The sequence below is a fragment of the Streptomyces sp. NPDC086549 genome, from assembly GCF_044746205.1.
GTDB lineage: Bacteria > Actinomycetota > Actinomycetes > Streptomycetales > Streptomycetaceae > Streptomyces.
This window is the reverse complement of sequence record NZ_JBIVBS010000001.1, coordinates 20,062-40,778: the sequence shown is the minus strand read 5'-3', so window position 1 is coordinate 40,778 and position 20,717 is coordinate 20,062. Positions and strand designations below refer to the sequence as shown.

The following is a 20,717-nucleotide window of genomic DNA, read 5'->3' as shown; positions in this document are numbered from 1 at the left end:
TTCTTCTACGGGGTATTGATAAGTGTTGCTATGGGGACGGTGTGCGGTCGGCAGCGGGCCCTATGTCCAACTCGGCCGCTCCTGGGTCACTATGGGCCGGACGGTCACCGACGGCAGGTCATGGGAGGCGTCATGAAGCTCGGCAGGGCACTGGCCACCGGAGTCGCGGAAGAGCGGCCGCCCGTCCACGAGGAAGAACTCGAACTCCCCGAAGAGACCCGCGAACCCGAGATCAGCGAACCCGCGGCCGCCGCGCCCGAAGAGGTCCCGGTCGCCCGATGAGACTGCGGCTCCCCGCGGAACGCCCGACGGAGCCGCCGACCGGACACAAGATCGCCCACCCGGTGCTGTCCCAGGACGGCACCCGGGCCGGGTTCACCGGTGTGTCGCTGGGCGGCGCGCTGCCGTACGGAGTCCTGGACGACGCGTCCTGCGTCTACGGCCGACGGCACCGCCCGCCCGCACGGCTGTGCGACTGCGGCTTCCACTGCGTGCACGACCGAACCTCCGCCGAGGCGCTGCTGTGCACCGCGGAACACCGGGCGGCCGTGCTGCTCCAGGTGTCCGTCCTCGGCGCCTACATCCGCTTCGAGCGCGGCTTCCGCTACGCCCGGCAGCGGGTGCGTACGGCCACGGTCGGCCCGTGTGCGTGCGGCGCGCCCGCGACCGTGCTCGCCGACGCGGGCTGGGGCAGGCCCGGCTGGCGCGCGCTGACGGCTGCCTGCGTGGTCTGTGTGCGCGCCCGTACGTCCGTCTCGCTCGCCGGCTTCGCCCGGCTGGCCGGGAGCGGGCTGTGCGTGATGGCCGGGAGCACGGACGGGCGGGCCGGTGAACCGGCGGTGCCCGACGGCCTCGGCGTACCCGAACTCGTCGCGGAGGCGGCTCTGTTGCAGGCCCGCCTCGACTGGTTCCAGACCCAGCTGGCCCGGCTCGGCGAGCGCGGTGACGAGGGTGGTGACCAGGGCTGAACCCGGCCGCTCGGGGTACCCGGATGTTCCGGAACCGAGAGAGCAGGGAAAGGGCGCACCGATGACGCACAGGACCCCGCACGGGCGGGGCGCGAAGGGCCCCGAGGAGCTGCGGGAGCAGATCGAGCGGACGAGGAGCCGACTCGGCCACGGTGTCGGGGAGTCGGCGGCGAAGGCGGACCTGAAGGAGCGTGCCCTGGCTCGGGCCGCCGACCTGAGGGACAAGGCCGGCGCGATGACCGTGCAGCTGCGCGGCAGCGCCGCGCAGGCCGGGCACGCGGTGCAGGGCAGGGCCGCTCACGCGGGCCGCGCCGTGCAGGGCAGGGCCGCTCACGCGGGCCGCGCCGTGCAGGGCAGGGCCGCTCACGCGGGCCATGCCGTGCAGGCCAGGGCCGCCCGGGCGGAACGGACCGTCGAGCAGCGCGCTCCGCTGCCGGTGCGCAGTGCCGTCAGGTTCGGGATGCGGCATCCGCGGCCGGTGCTGTTCGTCGGGGTCACGGGCACCGCGATCGTCTGGACGGGCGTCCGGTGGTACGGGCGCCACCGCCGCCACTGAGCCGACCCGCGACCCTGTTTCCATCGTCCTCATCGTCCTCGCCGTCCTCACCCTCTCACCGAAAACTTCAGTCGTCTGGACAAAAAAAGTTTTCGGTGAGACGGTGGACGCATGCTGGACGTGACCGTGATCGAGGACCCCGAGGCCGCAGCCGTCTCACTGGACCCCATACGGGCCAGGCTGCTCGCCGAGCTGGCCGCCGCGCCGGCGTCGGCCGCGATGCTGGCCGGCAAGGTGGGGCTGCCCCGGCAGAAGGTGAACTACCACCTGAAGGCGCTGGAGCGGCACGGCCTGGTCGAGCTGGCCGGGGAGCGCCGCAAGGGCAATGTCACCGAGCGGCTGATGCGTGCCACCGCCGCGTCGTACGTCATCTCGCCGCTCGCGCTCGCCTCCGTGCAGCCGGACCCGGACCGCTTCCGCGACCAGCTCTCCGCGCGCTGGCTGCTCGCGCTCGGCGCCCGCCTGGTGCGGGACGTCGGCGCGCTGATCACCGGCGCCGAAAGGGCCCGCAAGCGGCTGGCGACCTACGCCCTGGACGGCGAGGTCCGCTTCGCCTCCGCAGCCGACCGCGCGGCCTTCGTGCAGGAGCTGACGGCGGGCGTGAGCGCCCTGATCCGCAAGTACGACGCCCCCGACGCCGAGGGCGGCCGCGACCACCGGATCGTCGTCGCCCTGCACCCCACGGTCAAGGACCAGCCCACCCCCGAACTGGAAAAGTAGTCGGCAGGAGCCCCGCCATGTCCAAGGAATTCGAGATCGTCCGCGAGTTTGAGGTCGACGTCCCGCCCGAGAAGGTGTGGGAGGCGATCACCACCGGAACCGGTGGCTACCTCTGGCCGATGGACCCGCCCGAGCCCCGGGAGGGCGGCCGGGGGCCCTTCGGGTCCACCGTCACCGCCTGGGACCCGCCCCACCGCTACACCAACCGCAGCGAGGACGTCGGCTTCCCGGTCCAGTCCCTCAACCAGCTCGACTACACGATCGAGCCCCGCGACGAGGGCCGCCGTGCCTGGGTGCGCTACGTCCACAGCGGCATCTTCACCGACGACTGGAACAACCAGTACGACGGCGCGAGCAAGCACACCAACTTCTACCTGCACACCCTGTGCGAGTACCTGACGCACTTCGCGCCCCGCCCGGTCACCTTCGCCCAGCTGGAGGGGCCCGCGGCCTCGCAGTCCCCGCGGGCGCTCGCCGCCGTCGGCCACGCGCTCGGCCTGGCGGACGACACGGCCGCGGGCAGCAAGGTCAGCGCCCAGGGGCCCGGCGGGCGGACCCTGGACGCCGTGCTCGACTACCGCAACCCGTACTTCATCGGGCTGCGCACCGACGGTGCTCTCATCCGCTTCTTCGGACGCGGCCACTGGGGCGCGCCGCTCGGCATCAGCGTCCACGACTTCGCGCCGGACGCCGACGCCCAGGCGAACGAGACGGCCTGGCAGGACTGGCTGAACGGCGTGTTCAGCCAGTCCTGAGCCGAAGTCCCGTCGTTACGGGCGGAACCGCAGCACCTGCGGGTCGTGGTCGCTGATCTGGTCGTTGAACTCCGAGTTGATGTGCACGCTGTCGTACTCGAAGTCGCAGCCGCGCCGGATCGCCGGGCTGACCAGGATCTGGTCCAGGACCTGCTGGTTGCCCTGGTAGTCGTAGGTGTAACGCTCGCTCCTCGGCAGCGACTTGATCGCCGACCACAGCTCGCCGTCACCCTCGAGGATCTTCGCGGTCTCGGAGAACTCGAAGTCGTTCATGTCGCCGAGCGCGATGACGTTCGCGTTCTTCTGCACGGACAGGATGTCCTTGACGAACGCGTTCACCTCGGTCGCCTGTGCGTGGCGCTGGATCTCCGAGCTGCGCACCGGCGGCTGGTACTGCGAGGTCAGACCCTGGTCGCCGCCCTTGGAGTTGAGGTGGTTGGCGATCACGAAGACCGTCTTGCCGCGGAAGACGAACTCGCCGGCCAGCGGCTTGCGGCTGCTGTTCCAGGCCGCGTTCGCCGGGTCGATCCGGCCCGGGGAGACCGTCAGCTGGGCCTTGCCGCGCACCTTGGTGACGCCGACGGCGGTGGTGGAGTCGCCGCCCGCGCGGTCCACGAAGGACACCCGCTCCGGGTTGAACAGGAAGACCTGGCGGATGTTGCCGCCGGGCTCGCCGCCGTCCTGGTCGTTGACCGGGTTGATCGAGCGCCAGTCGTACTTCGGGCCGCCCGCCGCGACAATCGCGTCGATCAGCTTGTTGACGGTCTGGCTCGCGTCGACCGTGCCGTCGTCCGTGGCACCGTTGTTGTCCTGGATCTCCTCCAGGGACACGATGTCCGGCGACTGCAGGTTGTTCACGATCGCGGCGGCGTGCTTGTCGAAGGTCGCGTCCGACGGGTCGAGGTTCTCGACGTTGTAGGTCGCCACCGCCAGCTCGCCGCGCGACTGCTTCTGCGTGGTCTCCCGCTCCAGCCCGCCGTTCTCCAGCGTGCCGAGCTTGCTCGCGACCAGGGTGTAGCCGCCGTACTGGTTGAAGTCCAGCGGGCCGGTGGTGGCGCCCTCCAGGGTGTCGCCGACGTTCGCCTTCGGGAAGTCGGCGGTCGCGCCCAGCGACTGGATCTGGAGGCGGCCGGTGTTCTGGGACTCGTAGGAGCCGTAGACCGTGCCGCCGCGGCGGTTGCGGTGCTCCCAGGGCTTCACCGTGACCCACAGCTCGCTGTACGGGTCGGTCGCGGTGACCACACGGGTGTCGGCGACCTGGACGTTCATGCCCTCCAGGGACTCGTAGTAGTCCAGGGCGTACGCCGAGGGGTCCAGGGCCAGGCCGTTGACGGAGCCGGCCGCGGCCGTGTCACCCTGCGGGGCGTACACGTCCGGCACCGAGTCCTCGTCGATCACGGTCGGTGCCGGGACCGCGTTGCCGGTGGAGACGGTGGTGATCACCGGCTTGGTGATCTCGGTGACCGACTGGTTGCCGGACGAGGCACCGCCGGGCACGTACTCGGAGACCGTGCCGGTGACCGTGACGGAGTCACCGACGGCGACCTTCGGCGTGGAGCTCGTGAAGACGAACACGCCCTCGCTGGTCGCCGGATTGTCGTCCGGGGTCGGGTCCTGGACCCAGAAGCCCTTGGAGGACCCGTAGGTGCGGGTGGCCGTGACGATGCCCGGCACGTCCGTGACCTTCTGCCCGGCGTACGGCGATATGCGGGTGGTGCCCTGGACGTCATGGATGCGCACCGAGTCCGCGTGCGCGGGCGAGGTGAGGGCGACGGTGGACGCCGCGGAACAGACGGCGGCGACGGTGAGCGCGGCGAGACGCGCGGAAGACCTGCTCGGCAAGGCTATCCCTCCGGGGGCGCAGATGTGCGCCGGGACGAGGCTGCGACATGGAGTGCGCATGACACGCGGCGGCAAGTGTGACACGCGTAGAAAAACAGTGAACAGTTGTCCCCCGACTTCTACGCGCGTCAATCTCCTGCCTGATCAAGGCAGTTGTCAAGGTTTCGGCCATGTACGGCGGCCGACGGAGAGATGAACCGGGTGGCATGGGTGGAAATCCGTCTAGGCTGAGTGGTTGAGTCCTTTCACGGCCCGAGGAGAAACAGCCGATGTCAGACAGCTCCCCCCTGCCGCCGGTGCGGCTGCACTCCGAAGCGGAGCTGGCGCGTGACGCGCTGTCCACGCCGTTGCTCTCCCGGGCGGCCCGGCTCGCCCGCTGGGCCGGGCCCGGAACGCGGGTGGACGCCGGGGGCGGCCTGGTCGAGGAGCAGCTCCCGGCCGCGGCCGGGTCACTGGAGCTGACCGGGGACGACGCCGCCGCGTACACCGCCGAGGCCTGGCGGGTCGCCGTGGACACCGGCCTGGTCGAGATCGTCGACGAGGAGGCCGGGACCGTGGCGGCGGGGGAGGAGCTGGCGCTCCTCACCGGTGGCTCGCCGCACGACGTGCTCGCGGTGTGGCTGGCCGCCCTGGAGACCGTGGTCGCCGACGCGAGCGTGCCCGATCTGGACGGACTTGTCGACGCGCTGGACGAGGGCGGCGAGGTCGATTTCTCGTCACTCGGCTGGGACCCCGAGGCCGAAGCGGAGTTCCTCGACGGCGTCCTCGGCAACCTCTACCTGCTGACCGCCGCCGAGGACGGCCCCGCCGGCGGACCGGTGCCGCTGCCCGCGCTCGCCGCCTCGATGATCGTGCCCAGCGACATGGCCGAGCCCACCAACGACGTCCTCGAACAGGTCTCCGACGCGATGATGCGCCTCGACGACCAGTTCCGGATGCTGGAGCCGGTCGGGATCGTGGAGTACCAGCCGGTCGACGAGGCGCTGATGGCCGACGCCGACGCCGAGCCGTCGGCGCCCTTCGACGAGACCGACGTCTCCCGCTACGGCATGGTCCGGCTCACCCCGCTCGGTGTGTACGGGCTGCGGGCGCGGCTGCTGGAGGCCGGGTTCGAGGCGCCCGCGGTCGGCGAGCTCGCGGACAAGGGCGCCGACGCACTGCTCGACGGCACCTCCGTCTTCCCGCCCGCGGCCGCCCAGGCCGAGACCGAGCAGTGGCTGGCACGCCGCGAACCCCTCGCCGCCGCACGGGAGTTGCTCGCCGCGGCGCGCGGCGGCGACGCCGGGGCACCGCTGCGCAGGCTGCGCTGCCAGCAGGCGCTGTCCCTGGTCGGCGCCGAGGCGGAACCCGCGCTGCGGGAGGTCCTCGACGACCCCGAGCTGGGCGGGCTGGCCCGGGTGTGGCTGAGCGAGCGGGGCGCCGCCGGCGTGCCGGCACCGTCGCAGGAGATGGTGTTCTGGCTGACCATCGACACGGTCGCCGCGCAGCTCCAGGCCGAGGGCAACTCCGAGGAACTGCAGGCCCTGGTGGAGGGCCTGGCCCAGCAGCACGGCGGCTTCTTCGCGACGGCCTGGCGCGTGGAGCACCCGGCGACGCCGGACGTACTGGAGGCGATGGGGCGCCTGCACCCGGACAAGAAGATCGCGAAGGAAGCGCGGAAGGCCGCGTTCAAGGCCCGCTCCCAGCAGGGGATCTGAGGACGGACGCGACCCGCGCCCACCGGACGCGGGTCGCGGGTCGCGGGTCGCGGGTCGCGCTGGACACTCTCAGCAGTGGTACACCGTCGTGTGCTTGAACGACGACGTCGACCCGTTGAATCCGTACGTACCCCGATAGGCCGGCGGGTTCTGGTACTCGCCGACGATGGTGATCGTGTCGGCGCAGCTGCCCTGGCCCGCGCGCTTGGCGTCCAGGCGGATGGTGTCTCCGATGAAGCCGCCCGTGATGTTCCAGGGGGCGCCGCAGATACCCGAGGTGATCTGCCCGCCGAGGACGACGTACGGATAACTGTTGGGGTTGTACTTCACCTCCATCGCGAAGGTGACCGCCCCGTTGTGCAGTTCCAGCTTCGCGGACGTCGACAACGCCTCCGCCGACACCTCCTGCCGTGCCGCGAACGCCTCGTCGCGCGTCTTGACCTCCGCGCCCTGCGCGTTGTGGAAGCGGTGCTCGGTGGCCGAGCTCCGCTGCCTGCGTGCCTGTGTGGTCATGGGAACATGCCTCCCCTCGTCGGAATATGAGTGACCGTCAGGCCAGCAGCTCGGTGACCTCGACGCGCAGCAGCGCGCGGACGTTCTCGATGTGGTTGACGATCGTCACCAGCGACGAACCGGCGAACAGCAGGCCCACGGCCACGTCGTCGAGCGAGGTCACCAGGGAGCCCGAGTCGCCGCCCGCCGAGATGTTCGTCGTCAGGATCTGGTCCTTGAAGCGGGCCGTGCCCGCCGTGCCGTAGTTGACGTCGACCGTCGCGTCGACCGCGATGATCCGGCCGAAGCTGATGTTGGTGGTGCGGCCGGTCTTCTTCACCGGATCGCCCACGGCGACGTTGGCCTTGCGCCGCCAGGCACGCGGCGCCCTGCCGAAGTACTGCTCCCGGGTGGCGTCCTGGAACTCCACCACGCCGAGCGCGCAGTCCACCACGTTGTTGTGCCGGTCCAGCGGGATCTGCGGCGCGAAGTCGATGGCGATGTACCGGTCGAGCGTGGCGATCCGGTCCGCCGGGTCCGTACCCCCGTCGAACACGCCCGGCTGCACGATCGGGCTGCCGAGCTGCGCCCGGTTGGAGTCGGCCAGCACATGGTTGTTGGACAGGATGTAGAACTTCGCCGGCACGCCCAGACCGGGGCCCGGCGGATCGACCGTCGCGCCCGGCAGGAAGTCGTACACCACGCTGCCCAGCGTGCCCGCGGTCACCCGCACGTTGCCGACCGAGAAGCCCGACGGGCACGGCCGCATACGGCGCTTGAGGATCTGCGGCTCGAACACCGCCGGTCCGGCCGGCTCCTCCAGGAGTGGTGCGGACAGCCGCGCGAGCCGTTCGTCGACGCGGCCGTCCGGACCGTACGCCACCTCGCTGCGTGCCTCGGGCAGGATGCCCGTCTGCCGCCGTTGCGGCTGGGCGGAGACATGGCCGACAGCGATCACGTCGGTGGGCGTCCCGTCGTCCATCCGGTACGGGATCACGTCCCGTTCCGGCAGCATCGACTCCGGGACCTTCTGCGTCACGAACACCAACACGGCTTCCTCACCGGTCGGTTCGCCCCCGCTCCACTTCACTCCGTGGCCAAAGCCGACCACGTTCGCCAGCGGCTGCTCGCGCCGCAGGAAGTCCGACAACGCCTGCCGGCGTGAGCTGTCGCTGAGCTGTCCGCCGGATGGTCCTCGCATCAGTTCGGGCTGGCTCGTCATGGCCAGACCACCTCTTCCCCGGTGTGTGCGCGGTCCCGGGGGCCGACCGCGGCCGTCACTCCTGCGCGGAGACCTCGCCGATCGCGAGCACGCGCACGGGTACGCCGTCGAGTTCGTCCGGAACCACGTCCTCGTCCCTGAGCCGGTCCCGGGGCACCTTGCGGGTCACGAAGACGATGATGACGTCCCGGCCCGTGAGCTCGTCCTTCCCGGTCCCGACCCCTGTCACATTGGGCAGGCTCATCAGCCGGCCCTCATGGAGGCTGCGCGCACGACGTGCGTCCACTTCGGCTCGCCTCCCCCGGGTGCTTCGGGTAGTTGGGTGTCTATTGCCGGGCGCACCGCCGGTCAAGGCACCACACCGTAAATCATGGGATGAGGGATGATCTGCGCCGGATGACCTTCTTTACGAAGAATCATCCGACCAATTCCTGGGAGCGGAGGGATTTTTGGGCCCCGTGGGGAAGCGCATACGGATTCATGGAAGCGAGTCCGCTGAAGTCGCCCGGTGTTCAACTCCCGTTCAGGGGTGGGCGGGACTGTTTCGCCGACCGAGGCCCGCCACCGTCCACGACACTCCGACCGTCACAGGAGACACCATGTCGCTCACCCGCAGGGACTTCGCCAGGAAATCCGCGATCACCGGTGCCGGGGTCGCACTGGCGGGCAGCGTCGGCGCCCTCGCCACCGCGCCGAACGCCCTCGCGTCCACGGACACCGGGAGCGCCGGCGAGCAGTCGGCCGCCGCGCACGGCGGGGTCGGCTACGGGCCGCTGCTCCCCGACCCCGACGGCATCCTCGCGCTGCCCGCCGGGTTCGAGTACCAGATCATCACCTACAGCGGGAAGACCAAGCTGGAGTCGGGCGAGTTCACCCCCTCCAACCACGACGGCACCTCCACCTTCGACGGCCCGCGCGGCGCCACCCTCCTCGTCAACAACCACGAGCTGAGGGGCCCGCGCACCGGCTGGAAGTACCCGGTGCCGCTCACCGAGGGGCTCGTCTACGACCCGGCCGCATCCGGCGGCTGCACGGTCGTCGAGGTGCGGCACGGCCACGTGGCCGAGTGGGTCGGCATCGCCGGCACCTCCACCAACTGCGCGGGCGGCAACACCCCTTGGGGCACCTGGCTCACCTGCGAGGAGACCGAGGACAAGGCCGGCCAGAACGGCATGACCAAGGACCACGGCTACGTCTTCGAGGTCGACCCCGAGGACCGCCGGGCCAACCGCGACCCCAAGCCCGTCAAGGCGCTCGGCCGCTACGCCCACGAGGCCGTCGTCGTCGACCCCGGGCGCGGCCACCTCTACCTGACCGAGGACGCGGCGACCCCGAACGGCCTGCTGTACCGCTGGACCCCGCCGGAGGGCTTCTGCCACGGCCGCGGCAAGCTGCGCACCCTCGCCGACGATGCGGGCGTCCTGCAGGCCTTCAAGTGCTTCGACTCCGGCGGCCGGTTCGTCGACGACCTCTCCCGCGCCACGAAGACCGGCACGGTGTACGGGGTGGACTGGGTGGACGTCCCGGACCGTGACGCCAGGACGGTCTCCGTCCGCAAGCAGTTCACCGACGGCCAGGTCACCCGCGCCCGCAAGCTGGAGGGCATGTGGTGGGGTGACGGCGGCGCCTACATCGTCTCCTCGTTCGCCCGCACCGAGAGCCCCGTCCAGCACGACGGCGCGGTCTGGTTCTACGACCCCAAGCGCCGCACCCTCACGCTCAAGGTGCTGCTGGGCGTGAACCCCGATCCGTCCGCCGACGGCGCCTTCGACGGCCCCGACAACATCACCGTCTCCCCGTACGGCGGCCTCGTCATCGCCGAGGACGGCGAGGGCATCCAGCACCTCTTCGGCGCCACCGACAGCGGCCGCACCTACCCGATCGCCCGCAACGAGCTGAACATCGGCACCGCGGACAAGCCCGAGTACAGCGAGTTCACCGGCGTCACCTTCTCGCCCGACGGCAGGACCCTGTTCGCCAACATCCAGGAGCCGGGCATCATGCTCGCCATCACGGGGCCCTGGAAGCGGCAGAAGCGCGCGTAATTAATTCGCTCGCTCGTCCCGCGGCACGCCTCATAGAGTGATGAACGTCCAGGTGCGAAGGCAGGACCTACTTCCACTCTTAATGGGGCGGCCGCGGGTTCGAGTCCCGCCACCGGTACAACGAGCCGGTGTAGCTCAGGGGTTAGAGCGCCTTGTCGGTTCCGCCGACCTCGAACTCTGGACACCACAACTTCATGCACCTCCCGGTGCGCGGGCAGCGGCTACTTCTTTTGCGAAGAGAACCCGGAGCCGCAGCCGACTTGATCTCGGGAGGCGCAGCTCATGGTGGGTGTCCGGTGCGCAGGCAGCGGTTACTTCATTGGATCGGGCGGTTGCGGGTTCGAGTCCCGTCATCGACTTCGGGTCGGTGTAGCTCAATTGGCAGAGCACCTGGATAAGTCCGTCGCCGACTCCTGATCTCGGACACCCTCCATTTGCCGCGCCTCCCTCCGAAACACGAACGAATTCGGGGGAATTCACCATGGCACGATTCAACACCAAGGCCGCCAAGGCGCGGCCGACCTCGCGGGTGACGTCCACGGGGCGGGTGCTCCGTACGTACGAGGGCGGCCGCGGTCACGAGCGGGACCCGCGCTCGGAGCTCTTCCTGCTGGCGGTGTCCAACTTCGTCTCCCAGCAGACCTTCTACGAGAGCGGCGCCGACCGCGACAACCGGTTCGCCGAGCTCGTGCGCGAGCTCGCCGTCTCCGACCCGTCCTGGACGGCCGGCCTGCTCGGCTGGCTGCGCGGCGAGGGCAACATCCGTACGGCCGCGATCGTGGGCGCCGCCGAGTACGTGAAGGCTCGCCTGGAGATCGGCGTCACCGACGGTCCCGCCAACCGGCAGGTCGTCGCCTCCGTGCTCAAGCGCCCGGACGAGCCCGGCGAGCTGCTCGCGTACTGGACCGCGACGTACGGCCGCAACGTCCCCAAGCCGGTCAAGCGCGGCATCGCCGACGCCGTACGACGGCTGTACCACGGCAAGTCGCTGCTGAAGTACGACACCGCGTCCAAGGGCTACCGCTTCGGCGACATCCTCAACCTGGTGCACGCGGCGCCGGACCCGGACAAGCCGTGGCAGGGCGAGCTGTTCCAGTACGCCCTGGACCGTCGGCACAACCCGGACACCGCCGTGCCGCCCGCCTCGAACCGCGTGCTCACCGCGCACCGCGAGCTGATGGCGGTGCCGGTCGAGGAGCGCCGGGCGGTCGTCACGGCGGCCGGCGGCGCCGAGCGGCTCGCGGCGGCAGGGATCACCTGGGAGGCGCTGGCCGGGTGGCTTCAGGGCCCGATGGACAAGGCGGCCTGGGAGGCCGTGATCCCGTCCATGGGAACCATGGCGCTGGTCCGCAACCTGCGGAACTTCGACGAGGCGGGAGTCTCTGACGAGGTCGCCGCCGAGGTCGCCGCGAAGATCAGCGACCCGGCGGAGGTGGCGCGTTCGCGGCAGTTCCCCTTCCGGTACCTGGCCGCGTACCAGCACGCCCCGTCGCTGCGCTGGTCGTACCCCCTGGAGCAGGCGCTCGGCCACTCGCTGGCCAACGTGCCCGCACTGCCCGGCCGCACGCTGGTGCTCGTCGACCGCTCGGGCTCGATGTGGGCGCGGCTGTCGGACCGCTCGGAGCTCAACCGGGCCGACGCGGCGGCCATCTTCGGCACGGCGCTCGCGGTGCGGGCGGCGGACGCCGACCTCGTCGAGTTCGGATCGACGAGCAACCGGGTGAAGTACCGCAAGGGCGAGTCGGTGCTGAAGATCCTGGAGCGCTTCGGCGACCTGGGCGGCACCGACACCACCGAGGCGGTGCGGCGCCACTACAAGAAGCACGACCGGGTGCTGATCGTCACCGACGAGCAGTACGCGTACAGCCAGTACGGCGACCCGACCGAGCAGGTCCCGGCCGACGTGCCCGTGTACACCTGGAACCTCGCCGGGTACCGGGCGGGTCACGGCCCGTCGGGCAAGGGAAACCGCCACACCTTCGGCGGCCTCTCGGACGCGGCTTTTCGCATGGTGCCGCTGCTCGAAGCAGCCCGGGACGCCGACTGGCCCTGGGTCGCCTGAACCGCACATGACCCACAGTCGTGGCCCGCACTTCTACGGGGGGTGCGGGCCACCCCTATGCCTCTATGGCTCCTTCGCCCGATGCCTCCTTCGCCCGATGCCTCCTTCGCTCTATGCCTCTCTCGGCTCTTTGCGCCTCCCCGTGATCACGAATGCCACCGTCAGTAGTGCGGCGGCCGCGAGCAGGGAGCCGACGCCGAAGGCGCGGGCCGCGCCGTGGGTGAGGATGTCGGCCGGGGTGCCGGTCGCGTGCCGGGTGGCCGCGCCGTACACCGTGACCAGGACGGAGAGTCCGAGGGTGCCGCCGAGCCACTGCAGGGTCTGCAGCAGGCCGGAGGCGGCGCCCGCCTCGCGTGGCTCGATGCGCGCGAGGATCGTGGCGTTCAGCGGCATGAAGCTGAGGCCGACGCCCAGTCCCAGCAGCAGCAGCGGGCCGAGCAGACCGGTCAGGTAGCCGTCGTCCGGCCGCAGCCGCCACAGCCACACGCTCGCCGCGATGATCAGCGTCATGCCGGTGAGCAGCACCGGCTTGGCGCCGAACCGCGCCAGGAGCCGGGGGACGAGACGTACGATCGTGAACATCACCAAGGTCAGGGGCAGGAAGGCGAACCCCGCGCGCAACGGGCTGAAGTGCAGGACCTGTTGGCAGATCAGAGTGAGGAAGTAGAACGCGCCGAACATGCCCGCGGGCAGCAGCATGATGCTCAGGTAGCCACCCGCGCGGTCCCGGTCGGCGAACAGGCGCAGCGGCATGATCGGCTGTCCGGCGCGGGCCTCGATCAGGGCGAAGCCGACGAGGAGCGCGGCCGCGGTGCCGAAGCCGAGCAGCGCCTGGGTGTCGCGCCAGCCCTCCTCCGAGACCCGGATGAACGCGTACACCAGCGAGGTCATCCCGGCCGTCCCGGCGAACGCGCCCGCCGCGTCGAACCGGCCCGCGTGCCGCGGGGTCTCGGTGACGAGGCGGGGCAGGGCGAGGCTGAGCCCGATGCCGATGGGCACGTTGATGAGCAGGGCCCAGCGCCAGGAGGCCCAGGAGGTGAGCATGCCGCCGAGGACCAGTCCGACGGAGCCGCCGACACCGGCCATGGACGCGTAGACGCTCAGGGCGTGGTGCCTGCGGGGGCCCTCCGGGAAGTTGGTGGTGATCAGGGCGAGCGTGCTGGGGGCGATGAGGGCGGCGCCGACGCCCTGCAGCGCGCGGGCCGCGAGCAGCCAGCCGCCCTCGGTGGCGAGCCCGCCGAGCAGGGAGGAGAGGGCGAAGAGCCCGACGCCGACGGTGAGCGTCCGGCGCCGGCCCACGATGTCGCCGACGCGCCCGCCGAGCAGCAGCAGCCCGCCGAAGGCGAGAGTGTAGGCGTTGAGGACCCAGGACAGTCCGGTGCGGCTGAAGTTCAGACCCTGTTGGATGCCGGGCAGCGCGACGTTGACGACAGTGGAGTCGACACCGACCATCAGGTAGGCGGTCACGATGACGAGAAGGACGGTGCCGAGCCTGGCGGGGTGAGGTGGTGAGGAGAGTGCGTCGGCGGTCGTGGACGGTGCTGACGGGGTGGACATGGGTTCTCCCGTTGTGGCGTCCCCGGGTGAGGCGCTGACGGGCAGGGCGGACTGCCCACGGAGCACGCGACGGTAAGCGGGGACTGTCTCCGTTTAGTGCTCGATAAGATACGGAGAGAGTCCCCGGTTTGCAAGGAGTCACTGGATGACGCAGGTCAGGCCCATGCGCGCGGACGCTCGGCGCAACTATGAGCGGTTGCTGAAGGTGGCGGCGGAGGCCTTTGCCGAGCATGGGGAGAACGCGTCGCTCGACGACATCGCCAAGCGGGCGGGAGTCGGATCCGGCACGCTCTACCGGCACTTCCCGAACCGGCAGGCGCTCCTGGAGGCCGCGTACGTCGACCGGATCGAGGCGCTCGCGGCACGGGCCGACGAGCTGGCGAGGGAACTGCCCCCGGGCGAGGCGCTGGTGGAGTGGCTGCACGAGCTGGCACTGGGCACCATCGAGGTGCGCGGGCTGAAGTCGCTGCTGGGTTCGGCCGTCACCGACGGCAGCTCGGCCGCGGTCACCGCCTGCGGCACCTCGGTGAAGGGCGCGGCGGCCCGGCTGGTGGAGGCGGCACAGGCCGAGGGGACCCTGCGGGCCGACGTCGAGCCGGTCGACGTCCTGCGCCTGACCCACGGCGTGGCGACGGCCTCGGAACTGGCCGACGGCCAGGGCAGGCAGATCCGTCGGTATCTGTCCCTGCTGCTGGAGGGGCTGCGGTTGGACGCGGAGGGCTGAGGGCCGCACGCGGGGCGCCCCCGCGGCCGGGGGCGCCCATCGCTGTCGTACGTCCCCTTACAGCGCCTGCGCCGCCGGCTGCACCATGTTCCGTACCGTACGGGCCTTCACGAAGTCGCCCATGGCGGTCATGTCCCACTCGCCGGAGAACTGCCGGACGAGCTTCGCCATCATCACACCCGTCTGCGGTTCGGCGTTGGTGAGGTCGAAGCGGACCAGTTCCTCGCCGGTCGCGGCGTCCAGGAGACGGCAGTAGGCCTTGGCGACCTCCGTGAACTTCTGGCCGGAGAAGGAGTTGACGGTGAAGACCAGGCCGGTGACCTCCTGGGGGAGGCGGCCGAGGTCGACCGTGATCACCTCGTCGTCGCCTCCGCCCTCGCCGGTGAGGTTGTCCCCGGAGTGCTTGACCGCGCCGCTCAGGATCGTCAGTTTGCCGAAGTAGCAGCTGTCGATGTGGTTGCGCTGCGGGCCGTACGCGATGACCGAGGCGTCCAGGTCGATGTCCTTGCCGCGGAACGCCGGCTCCCAGCCGAGGCCCATCTGCACCTGGGAGAGCAACGGGCGGCCGCCCTTGACCAGCGACACGGTCTGGTTCTTCTGGAGGCTGACCCGGCCCTTGTCGAGGTTGATCTTCCCGGCGCCGGGCGCGGGCGGGGCCGGGGGCGCGGCGGGCGGCGGGGGTGCCATCGACGGCTGTGCCGCGGGCGGCGGCGGGGCCACCGGCTGCGGAGGGGCTACCGGCTGCGGCGGTGCGACGGGGGCCGGTGCCGGTGCCGGTTCCTCCACCGTCACGCCGAAGTCGGTCGCGATGCCCGCCAGGCCGTTCGCATAGCCCTGGCCGACGGCGCGAGCCTTCCAGGCGCCGTTTCGGAGGTAGATCTCCACGACCACCAGCGCCGTCTCGGTGCCCAGCTGCGGGGGCGTGAACGTCGCCAGCACGCTGTTGTCGTCCGCGTTGCGGATCGTGGCCGTCGGTTCGATGCCCTGGAAGGTCTGGCCCGCGGCGTCCGGGCTCGCGGTGACCACGATCTTCTCGATGCCCGGGGGTACGGCGGCGGTGTCGACCGTGATCGCGTCGGGTGCCGTCCCGCCGCCCGAGCGGTAGGTCACGCCCGGTCCCGTGGGCTGGTTGTAGAAGATGAAGTCGTCGTCGGAGCGCACCTTGCCGTCGGCGGTGAGCAGCAGGCCCGATACGTCGAGCCGCACCGGGGCGGCGACGTCCACCGTCACGCGGGCGGCGGACAGGGGGATGTTCGAGCCGGGGGTCATAGCTGTCATGCCGGGTGAACGAGCGGGACCGCTTTACCGTTCCCTTACCCGGGCGGCCGTTCGGCTGACTCGGTTCAGCGGGCGTTGCGGGGGTGGTTGCGGGCGGTGCGCTCGTTGCCGCGCTTGTAGTTTCCGGTCCAGCGGGCCATCACCAGCTGCGGGTCGCCGGTGTCCACCTCGGTGAGGAACTGTGCGGCGCGTGACCCTTGCAGGGTGGCTGCGGGGCGGTTGTGGTGGGTGATGTGCACGGTGCCGTTCGTGTGTGCTTCGTAGTGGAATCCCTGGGGGCGTGGCATGTCCGGGATGGTAGGGGCCGGTGGTGGGCGGGCCCAGTGGTTTTCGCCCCCGCCGCCCCTACCCGTCCCGTCCCCAGGGGCTCCGCCCCTTCGACCCCGCCAGGGGGCTCTGCCCCCTGGACCCCCGCTCCTCAAACGCCGGAGGGGCTGGTTTTGAGGCCAACTGCCGGAGGGACTGGCTTTGAGGCCAACTGCCGGAGGGACTGGCTTTGAGGCCAACTGCCGGAGGGGGTGGTTTTGAGGCCAACTGTCGGAAGGGGCGGATTTAAGGGGCCACCGTTTACGGCACCACCACGATCTTGCGGCCCACCCCCGCCGCGAACTGCTCCAGTGCCTGCGGGTACCGGGCCAGTGGAATTCGGTCGCTGATGAACACCTCGGGGTCGAGTACCCCGTTCGCGAACAGTTCCGCCGCTCGTTCGAAGCTGTGCAGCACCGCCATGGAACCGGTGATCGTGATCTCCTGGTTGTAGATGCGGTACGGGTCGATGGTCACCCGGGTCGCGTAGTCGGCCACCCCGAACTGCAGGAACGTGCCCGCCTTGGCCACCCGCTCCAGCCCGTCCTGGATCGCCGCCGCGTTCCCGGTCGCGTCTACCACGACGTCCCAGCCCCGCGGCCGGTCCAGCTCGTCCGGGTTCGCGGCGGACGCCGAGACGCCGAGCAGGCGGGCCGTCTCCAGACGGGCGGGGTTCACGTCCACGATGTCCACGCTCGCCGCACCCGTGCGCTTGGCCAGCTCCAGCATCATCAGGCCCATGGTCCCGGAGCCGTAGATCAGGACGTGGGCGCCCAGGCGCGAGCGAAGGACGTCGTAGCCGCGTACCGCGCACGACAGCGGTTCCACCAGGGCCGCGTCCTGCGTGCGCACGTGCTCGGGGAGTTTCACGCAGTTGGCCACCGGCGCCACCGCGAACTGCGCGGCCCCGCCGGCCGTCGTCACGCCGATCGCCGCCCACCGCTCGCAGAGGTTGTTGTGGCCCGTGCGGCAGTACCGGCACTCGTAGCAGTACAGCGAGGGATCCACCGCCACCCGGTCGCCGACCGCGACCTCGGTGACCCGGGTGCCGACCCCGACCACCTCGCCCGCGAACTCGTGCCCGGGGACGATCGGCAGCTTGGGCGCGAACTCGCCCTGGAGGATGTGCAGGTCCGTGCCGCACAGCCCGCAGGCCGCCACCTCGACGACGACCTCGCGGGGGCCCGGCGTCGGGTCGGGGACCTCGGTGACGACGGCACGGCCCACGGACTCGATGACGGCGGCCTTCATTTCACGGCTCCCAACGACAGTCCCTGGACCAGCTTGTCCTGGGCGGCGAACCCCGCGGCGAGCACCGGCAGGGAGATGACGAGCGACGCGGCGCACACCTTGGCCAGGAACAGGCCCTGGCTGGTGATGAAGCCGGTCAGGAAGACGGGGGCGGTCTCGGCGACCACGCCCGTGAGGACTCGGGCGAACAGCAGCTCGTTCCAGCTGAAGATGAAGCAGATCAGGGCCGTGGCGGCGATCCCGGGAAGGGCGATGGGGGCGACGACCCGGGCCAGGATCGTCGGCAGGCGTGCCCCGTCCACCCGCGCCGCCTCGATGATCGCCACCGGCACCTCGGCCAGGAACGACTGCATCATCCAGACCGCGATCGGCAGGTTCATCGATGTGTAGAGGATGACCAGGAGCCAGATGTTGTCCAGCATCCCCGCGTTCTTCGCGAACAGATAGATCGGCAGCAGGCCCGCCACCACCGGCAGCATCTTCGTCGACAGGAAGAAGAACAGGACGTCCGTCCACTTCTTCACCGGGCGGATCGAGAGCGCGTACGCCGCCGGGAGCGCGAGCAGCAGCACGCACACCGTCGAGACCACCGACGCCACCGTCGAGTTGATCAGCGCGGGCCAGGGGCTCGCCCCGCCGCCCGTGCCGAAGAACTCGCGGTAGCCGTCGAGGGTGAGGGCTGAGGTGAAGGACGGCGGGTTGGTCGCCGCGTCCTCCTCCGAGTGGAAGGACGTCAGGGCCATCCAGGCGATGGGGAGGAAGAAGACGACTCCGGCCAGCCAGGCCACCAGGCCGAGGCCGCGTCCTCTGTGTACTCTGCGTTCTCCGCGTCGTACGGCCGTAGTGGTCATGCGCGGGACACCTCCTCGCGGAACAGCGACGACACCACCCGCAGGGCGAAGGTCGCGATGACGATCGAGCCGATGACCACCAGGACGCCCGCGGCCGAGGCGAGGCCGTTCTCGTGGGCCTGGTAGAAGCTCTGGTAGACGGTGTAGGGCAGGTTGGCGGTGCCCAGGCCGCCGGACGTGATCGTGAAGACCGCGTCGAAGTTCTGGACGATGTAGATCGAGCCGAGCAGGGCGCCGAGCTCCAGGTAGCGGCGCAGGTGCGGGAGCGTGAGGTACCGGAAGATCTGCCAGTCGTTCGCGCCGTCCACCCGCGCGGCCTCGATCTGCTGCTGGTCGCGGCTCTGCAGGCCGGCGAGCAGGATCAGCATCATGAACGGCGTCCACTGCCACACCAGGGAGGCCTCGACCGCGAGCAGCGGAGTCTTCGAGATCCAGTCCGGCTGGGGGCCGCCGACGTAGTGGAGCAGGCCGTTGAGCAGGCCGTATTCGGGGTTGTAGAGGACGTGTTTCCAGAGCAGTGCGGCGGCGACCGGGACCACCAGGAAGGGGGCGATCAGGAGGGTGCGGACGACACCCCGGCCGCGGAACCTCCGGTCGAGGAGCAGGGCCAGCGCGAGGCCGAGGACCAGGCTGGCCAGCACCACCGCCACCGTGAGCAGCACCGTCGTCCACACCGAGTGGCGCAGGTCCGCGTCGGTCAGGACTTGGCGGTAGTTGTCGAGGCCGGTGAAGTGGCGGGCCTTGGGGTAGAGGGCGTTCCAGTCGAAGAAGGAGATCACCAGTGTGGCCACGAACGGGAGCTGGGTCACGGCGATCATGAAGACGAGGGCGGGCAGGAGCGGGGCCCGGGTGGCCCAGGCGCGCAGGCGGGCGGAGGGCTGCCGTGCCGGACGGACGGGAGTCGTCGTCAGGTGTGCTGTCACGGTCATCGTCCCTCGTACTCCTTGGAGATCTTCTCGGCGAGTTGCTGGGACTTCTTGAGGGCCGAGTCGACGGACTGGCGTCCGGCGATGGCCGCGCTGATCTCCTGGGAGACCCTGGTGCCGAGGTCGGTGAACTCGGGGATGCCGACGAACTGGATGCCGGGCGCGGGGCGCGGCTGCACGCCCGGGTCGTTCGGGCGGGCGTTCTCGATGGCGTCCTTCGTCATGTCCTGGAAGGCGGCGGCCTCCTTGCGGTAGGCGGCGTTCGTGTACGTCGACGCGCGCTTGCCCGCCGGGACGTTCGACCAGCCGCTGGTGTCGCCGACCAGCTGCTCGTACTGCTTGCTCGACGCCCAGGAGACGAACTTCCAGGCCTTGTCCGGGTTGCGGGAGGCCTTCTGGATGCCCCAGGCCCAGGTGTAGAGCCAGCCGGAGGAGTCCGTCTTCTCCACGGGGGCGGGCGCGTAGCCGAGCCTGCCCTTGACCGGGGACTTGGCGGCCTCCAGGAGACCGGCGGCCGACGTCGCGTCGTACCACATGGCGACCTTGCTCTGGGTCATGTTGTTGAGGCACTCGGCGAACCCGGACTGGGCCGCTCCGGACTCGCCGTGGGCGCGGACCAGGTCGACATAGAACTTCGTCGCCTTCTCGAATCCGGGGGAGTCCAGATGTGCCTTCCAGCCCTTGTCGAACCAGGTGCCGCCGAACGTGTTGACGACGGTCGTGAGCGGTGCCATCAGCTCGCCCCAGCCGGGCAGGCCGCGCAGGCAGATGCCCTTCATTCCGGGCTCGGCGCCGTCGGCCTTCGCGGCCAGGTCGGCCACCTGGGTCCAGGTCGGGTGCGCGGGCATCGTCAGGCCCTTCTTCGCGAACACGTCCTTGCGGTACATCAGGAAGGACGACTCGCCGTAGAAGGGCTGGCCGTAGAGCCTGCCGTCGTTGCCGGTCAGGGACTGGCGCATCGGCTTGAGGACGTCCTGTTCGTCGTACGCCGGGTCCCCGGCGACGTACGAGTCCATCTCGTGCAGCCAGCCGTTGCGGGCGTAGATCGGGATCTCGTAGTTGGAGAGCGTGGCCACGTCGTACTGGCCCGCCTGGTTGGCGAAGTCCTGGCTGATCTTGTCGCGGACGTCGTTCTCGGGCAGCACAGTGAAGTTGACCTTGATGCCGGTCTCTTCGGTGAAGTGGGCGGCGGTGAGCTTCTGCAGCTCGGTCATCTGGGGGTTGTTGACCATCAGGACGTTGATGGAGTCGCCGCCGGAACCGGCCCCGCCCGCCCCGGCCCAGCAGCCGGAGAGCAGTGGGGCGAGCAGCGTCCCTGCGGCGGCCATGGCGAGCGCGGCTCGCGGCCTCCGTCGGCTCGGGGTTCGCATGGATCGCTCCTGGATGTATCGGGGCGTGATGGTCATGAAGTGCATAAGGGATATATGGGGCATTGTGGGGCGCGAAGGGGCCCTCGGTGATTGAG

The 20,717-nt window shown here is 70.5% G+C and carries 20 protein-coding genes; 9 read left to right on the top strand and 11 right to left on the bottom strand.

Features of this window, described 5'->3' with window-relative positions; translation table 11 throughout:
• Positions 1–132: 132 nt before the first annotated feature.
• The 5 genes from ACIPSA_RS00195 (at position 133) to ACIPSA_RS00175 (ending at position 2,999) form a co-directional block, all read left to right on the top strand.
• Positions 133–282, top strand: coding sequence for a hypothetical protein (locus ACIPSA_RS00195; RefSeq protein ID WP_402626829.1), 150 nt, complete (start codon positions 133–135; stop codon positions 280–282).
• On the top strand, positions 279–968 hold the full coding sequence (locus tag ACIPSA_RS00190; RefSeq protein ID WP_402626826.1) for a hypothetical protein: 690 nt from the start codon (positions 279–281) through the stop codon (positions 966–968). The genes ACIPSA_RS00195 and ACIPSA_RS00190 overlap by 4 nt, the downstream gene beginning before the upstream one ends.
• Positions 969–1,029: 61 nt before the next feature.
• Positions 1,030–1,524 (top strand): DUF3618 domain-containing protein, encoded by a 495-nt coding sequence (locus tag ACIPSA_RS00185; RefSeq protein ID WP_402626824.1) that lies wholly within the window; start codon positions 1,030–1,032, stop codon positions 1,522–1,524.
• A 111-nt stretch (positions 1,525–1,635) separates the two neighbouring features.
• Positions 1,636–2,244, top strand: coding sequence for a helix-turn-helix domain-containing protein (locus ACIPSA_RS00180; protein WP_402626821.1), 609 nt, complete (start codon positions 1,636–1,638; stop codon positions 2,242–2,244).
• Between the two features lie 17 nt (positions 2,245–2,261).
• On the top strand, positions 2,262–2,999 hold the full coding sequence (locus ACIPSA_RS00175) for an SRPBCC domain-containing protein (protein ID WP_402626819.1): 738 nt from the start codon (positions 2,262–2,264) through the stop codon (positions 2,997–2,999).
• Between the two features lie 15 nt (positions 3,000–3,014).
• On the opposite strand, the gene ACIPSA_RS00170 is transcribed toward ACIPSA_RS00175, so the two are convergent.
• Entirely contained in the window at positions 3,015–4,841 is a 1,827-nt protein-coding gene (locus tag ACIPSA_RS00170) for an endonuclease/exonuclease/phosphatase family protein (protein WP_402626817.1), read from the bottom strand.
• 269 nt (positions 4,842–5,110) lie between these two features.
• On the opposite strand from ACIPSA_RS00170, the gene ACIPSA_RS00165 reads away from it, so the two are divergent.
• A complete protein-coding gene (locus ACIPSA_RS00165) occupies positions 5,111–6,538 on the top strand; it encodes a hypothetical protein (RefSeq protein WP_402626814.1) in 1,428 nt (475 codons plus the stop codon).
• A 69-nt stretch (positions 6,539–6,607) separates the two neighbouring features.
• Here the strand turns inward: ACIPSA_RS00165 and ACIPSA_RS00160 are convergent, their stop codons facing one another.
• Genes ACIPSA_RS00160 through ACIPSA_RS00150 form a run of 3 tightly spaced genes read right to left on the bottom strand, consistent with a single transcriptional unit; the run spans position 6,608 to position 8,538 of the window.
• On the bottom strand, positions 6,608–7,051 hold the full coding sequence (locus tag ACIPSA_RS00160; RefSeq protein WP_402626812.1) for a hypothetical protein: 444 nt from the start codon (positions 7,049–7,051) through the stop codon (positions 6,608–6,610).
• A gap of 37 nt (positions 7,052–7,088) precedes the next feature.
• Positions 7,089–8,252, bottom strand: coding sequence for a hypothetical protein (locus ACIPSA_RS00155; protein WP_402626809.1), 1,164 nt, complete (start codon positions 8,250–8,252; stop codon positions 7,089–7,091).
• A gap of 55 nt (positions 8,253–8,307) precedes the next feature.
• The gene (locus ACIPSA_RS00150; RefSeq protein ID WP_402626806.1) at positions 8,308–8,538 is read right to left on the bottom strand and encodes a hypothetical protein; all 231 of its coding nucleotides are present in this window, start codon (positions 8,536–8,538) and stop codon (positions 8,308–8,310) included.
• A gap of 313 nt (positions 8,539–8,851) precedes the next feature.
• Here ACIPSA_RS00150 and ACIPSA_RS00145 point away from each other — a divergent pair, with 313 nt between their 5' ends.
• Entirely contained in the window at positions 8,852–10,297 is a 1,446-nt protein-coding gene (locus ACIPSA_RS00145; RefSeq protein ID WP_402626804.1) for an alkaline phosphatase PhoX, read from the top strand.
• A 481-nt stretch (positions 10,298–10,778) separates the two neighbouring features.
• A complete protein-coding gene (locus tag ACIPSA_RS00140) occupies positions 10,779–12,359 on the top strand; it encodes a TROVE domain-containing protein (RefSeq protein WP_402626801.1) in 1,581 nt (526 codons plus the stop codon).
• A gap of 111 nt (positions 12,360–12,470) precedes the next feature.
• Here the strand turns inward: ACIPSA_RS00140 and ACIPSA_RS00135 are convergent, their stop codons facing one another.
• Positions 12,471–13,916 (bottom strand): MFS transporter, encoded by a 1,446-nt coding sequence (locus ACIPSA_RS00135; protein ID WP_402626798.1) that lies wholly within the window; start codon positions 13,914–13,916, stop codon positions 12,471–12,473.
• Positions 13,917–14,061: 145 nt separating this feature from the next.
• Here ACIPSA_RS00135 and ACIPSA_RS00130 point away from each other — a divergent pair, with 145 nt between their 5' ends.
• Positions 14,062–14,640, top strand: coding sequence for a TetR/AcrR family transcriptional regulator (locus ACIPSA_RS00130; RefSeq protein ID WP_402626795.1), 579 nt, complete (start codon positions 14,062–14,064; stop codon positions 14,638–14,640).
• Between the two features lie 57 nt (positions 14,641–14,697).
• Here the strand turns inward: ACIPSA_RS00130 and ACIPSA_RS00125 are convergent, their stop codons facing one another.
• From ACIPSA_RS00125 to ACIPSA_RS00100, 6 genes are all read right to left on the bottom strand, one after another.
• Positions 14,698–15,909, bottom strand: coding sequence for a TerD family protein (locus ACIPSA_RS00125; RefSeq protein ID WP_402629373.1), 1,212 nt, complete (start codon positions 15,907–15,909; stop codon positions 14,698–14,700).
• A 74-nt stretch (positions 15,910–15,983) separates the two neighbouring features.
• On the bottom strand, positions 15,984–16,205 hold the full coding sequence (locus tag ACIPSA_RS00120) for a hypothetical protein (protein ID WP_402626792.1): 222 nt from the start codon (positions 16,203–16,205) through the stop codon (positions 15,984–15,986).
• 280 nt (positions 16,206–16,485) lie between these two features.
• Positions 16,486–17,475 (bottom strand): zinc-dependent alcohol dehydrogenase family protein, encoded by a 990-nt coding sequence (locus ACIPSA_RS00115; protein WP_402626789.1) that lies wholly within the window; start codon positions 17,473–17,475, stop codon positions 16,486–16,488.
• Positions 17,472–18,326: a carbohydrate ABC transporter permease gene (locus tag ACIPSA_RS00110; protein ID WP_402626786.1), complete on the bottom strand. Its 855-nt coding sequence runs from the start codon at positions 18,324–18,326 to the stop codon at positions 17,472–17,474. Before ACIPSA_RS00110 ends, ACIPSA_RS00115 begins: the two co-directional genes overlap by 4 nt.
• Positions 18,323–19,255: a carbohydrate ABC transporter permease gene (locus ACIPSA_RS00105; RefSeq protein WP_402626783.1), complete on the bottom strand. Its 933-nt coding sequence runs from the start codon at positions 19,253–19,255 to the stop codon at positions 18,323–18,325. Before ACIPSA_RS00105 ends, ACIPSA_RS00110 begins: the two co-directional genes overlap by 4 nt.
• Positions 19,252–20,622 carry an ABC transporter substrate-binding protein gene (locus ACIPSA_RS00100; protein ID WP_402626780.1) on the bottom strand — a complete coding sequence of 457 codons (1,371 nt, stop codon included), beginning with the start codon at positions 20,620–20,622 and terminating at the stop codon, positions 19,252–19,254. Before ACIPSA_RS00100 ends, ACIPSA_RS00105 begins: the two co-directional genes overlap by 4 nt.
• Positions 20,623–20,717 lie beyond the last annotated feature (95 nt).

What these genes read in the sequence shown, in the direction of transcription:
- ACIPSA_RS00195 (WP_402626829.1), top strand. Translation starts at nt 133, where the DNA reads ATGAAGCTCGGCAGGGCACTGGCCACCGGAGTCGCGGAAGAGCGGCCG.
- ACIPSA_RS00190 (WP_402626826.1), top strand. Translation starts at nt 279, where the DNA reads ATGAGACTGCGGCTCCCCGCGGAACGCCCGACGGAGCCGCCGACCGGA.
- ACIPSA_RS00185 (WP_402626824.1), top strand. Translation starts at nt 1,030, where the DNA reads ATGACGCACAGGACCCCGCACGGGCGGGGCGCGAAGGGCCCCGAGGAG.
- ACIPSA_RS00180 (WP_402626821.1), top strand. Translation starts at nt 1,636, where the DNA reads ATGCTGGACGTGACCGTGATCGAGGACCCCGAGGCCGCAGCCGTCTCA.
- ACIPSA_RS00175 (WP_402626819.1), top strand. Translation starts at nt 2,262, where the DNA reads ATGTCCAAGGAATTCGAGATCGTCCGCGAGTTTGAGGTCGACGTCCCG.
- ACIPSA_RS00165 (WP_402626814.1), top strand. Translation starts at nt 5,111, where the DNA reads ATGTCAGACAGCTCCCCCCTGCCGCCGGTGCGGCTGCACTCCGAAGCG.
- ACIPSA_RS00160 (WP_402626812.1), bottom strand. Translation starts at nt 7,051, where the DNA reads ATGACCACACAGGCACGCAGGCAGCGGAGCTCGGCCACCGAGCACCGC.
- ACIPSA_RS00155 (WP_402626809.1), bottom strand. Translation starts at nt 8,252, where the DNA reads ATGACGAGCCAGCCCGAACTGATGCGAGGACCATCCGGCGGACAGCTC.
- ACIPSA_RS00145 (WP_402626804.1), top strand. Translation starts at nt 8,852, where the DNA reads ATGTCGCTCACCCGCAGGGACTTCGCCAGGAAATCCGCGATCACCGGT.
- ACIPSA_RS00140 (WP_402626801.1), top strand. Translation starts at nt 10,779, where the DNA reads ATGGCACGATTCAACACCAAGGCCGCCAAGGCGCGGCCGACCTCGCGG.
- ACIPSA_RS00135 (WP_402626798.1), bottom strand. Translation starts at nt 13,916, where the DNA reads ATGTCCACCCCGTCAGCACCGTCCACGACCGCCGACGCACTCTCCTCA.
- ACIPSA_RS00130 (WP_402626795.1), top strand. Translation starts at nt 14,062, where the DNA reads ATGACGCAGGTCAGGCCCATGCGCGCGGACGCTCGGCGCAACTATGAG.
- ACIPSA_RS00125 (WP_402629373.1), bottom strand. Translation starts at nt 15,909, where the DNA reads ATGACCCCCGGCTCGAACATCCCCCTGTCCGCCGCCCGCGTGACGGTG.
- ACIPSA_RS00120 (WP_402626792.1), bottom strand. Translation starts at nt 16,205, where the DNA reads ATGCCACGCCCCCAGGGATTCCACTACGAAGCACACACGAACGGCACC.
- ACIPSA_RS00115 (WP_402626789.1), bottom strand. Translation starts at nt 17,475, where the DNA reads ATGAAGGCCGCCGTCATCGAGTCCGTGGGCCGTGCCGTCGTCACCGAG.
- ACIPSA_RS00110 (WP_402626786.1), bottom strand. Translation starts at nt 18,326, where the DNA reads ATGACCACTACGGCCGTACGACGCGGAGAACGCAGAGTACACAGAGGA.
- ACIPSA_RS00105 (WP_402626783.1), bottom strand. Translation starts at nt 19,255, where the DNA reads ATGACCGTGACAGCACACCTGACGACGACTCCCGTCCGTCCGGCACGG.
- ACIPSA_RS00100 (WP_402626780.1), bottom strand. Translation starts at nt 20,622, where the DNA reads ATGCGAACCCCGAGCCGACGGAGGCCGCGAGCCGCGCTCGCCATGGCC.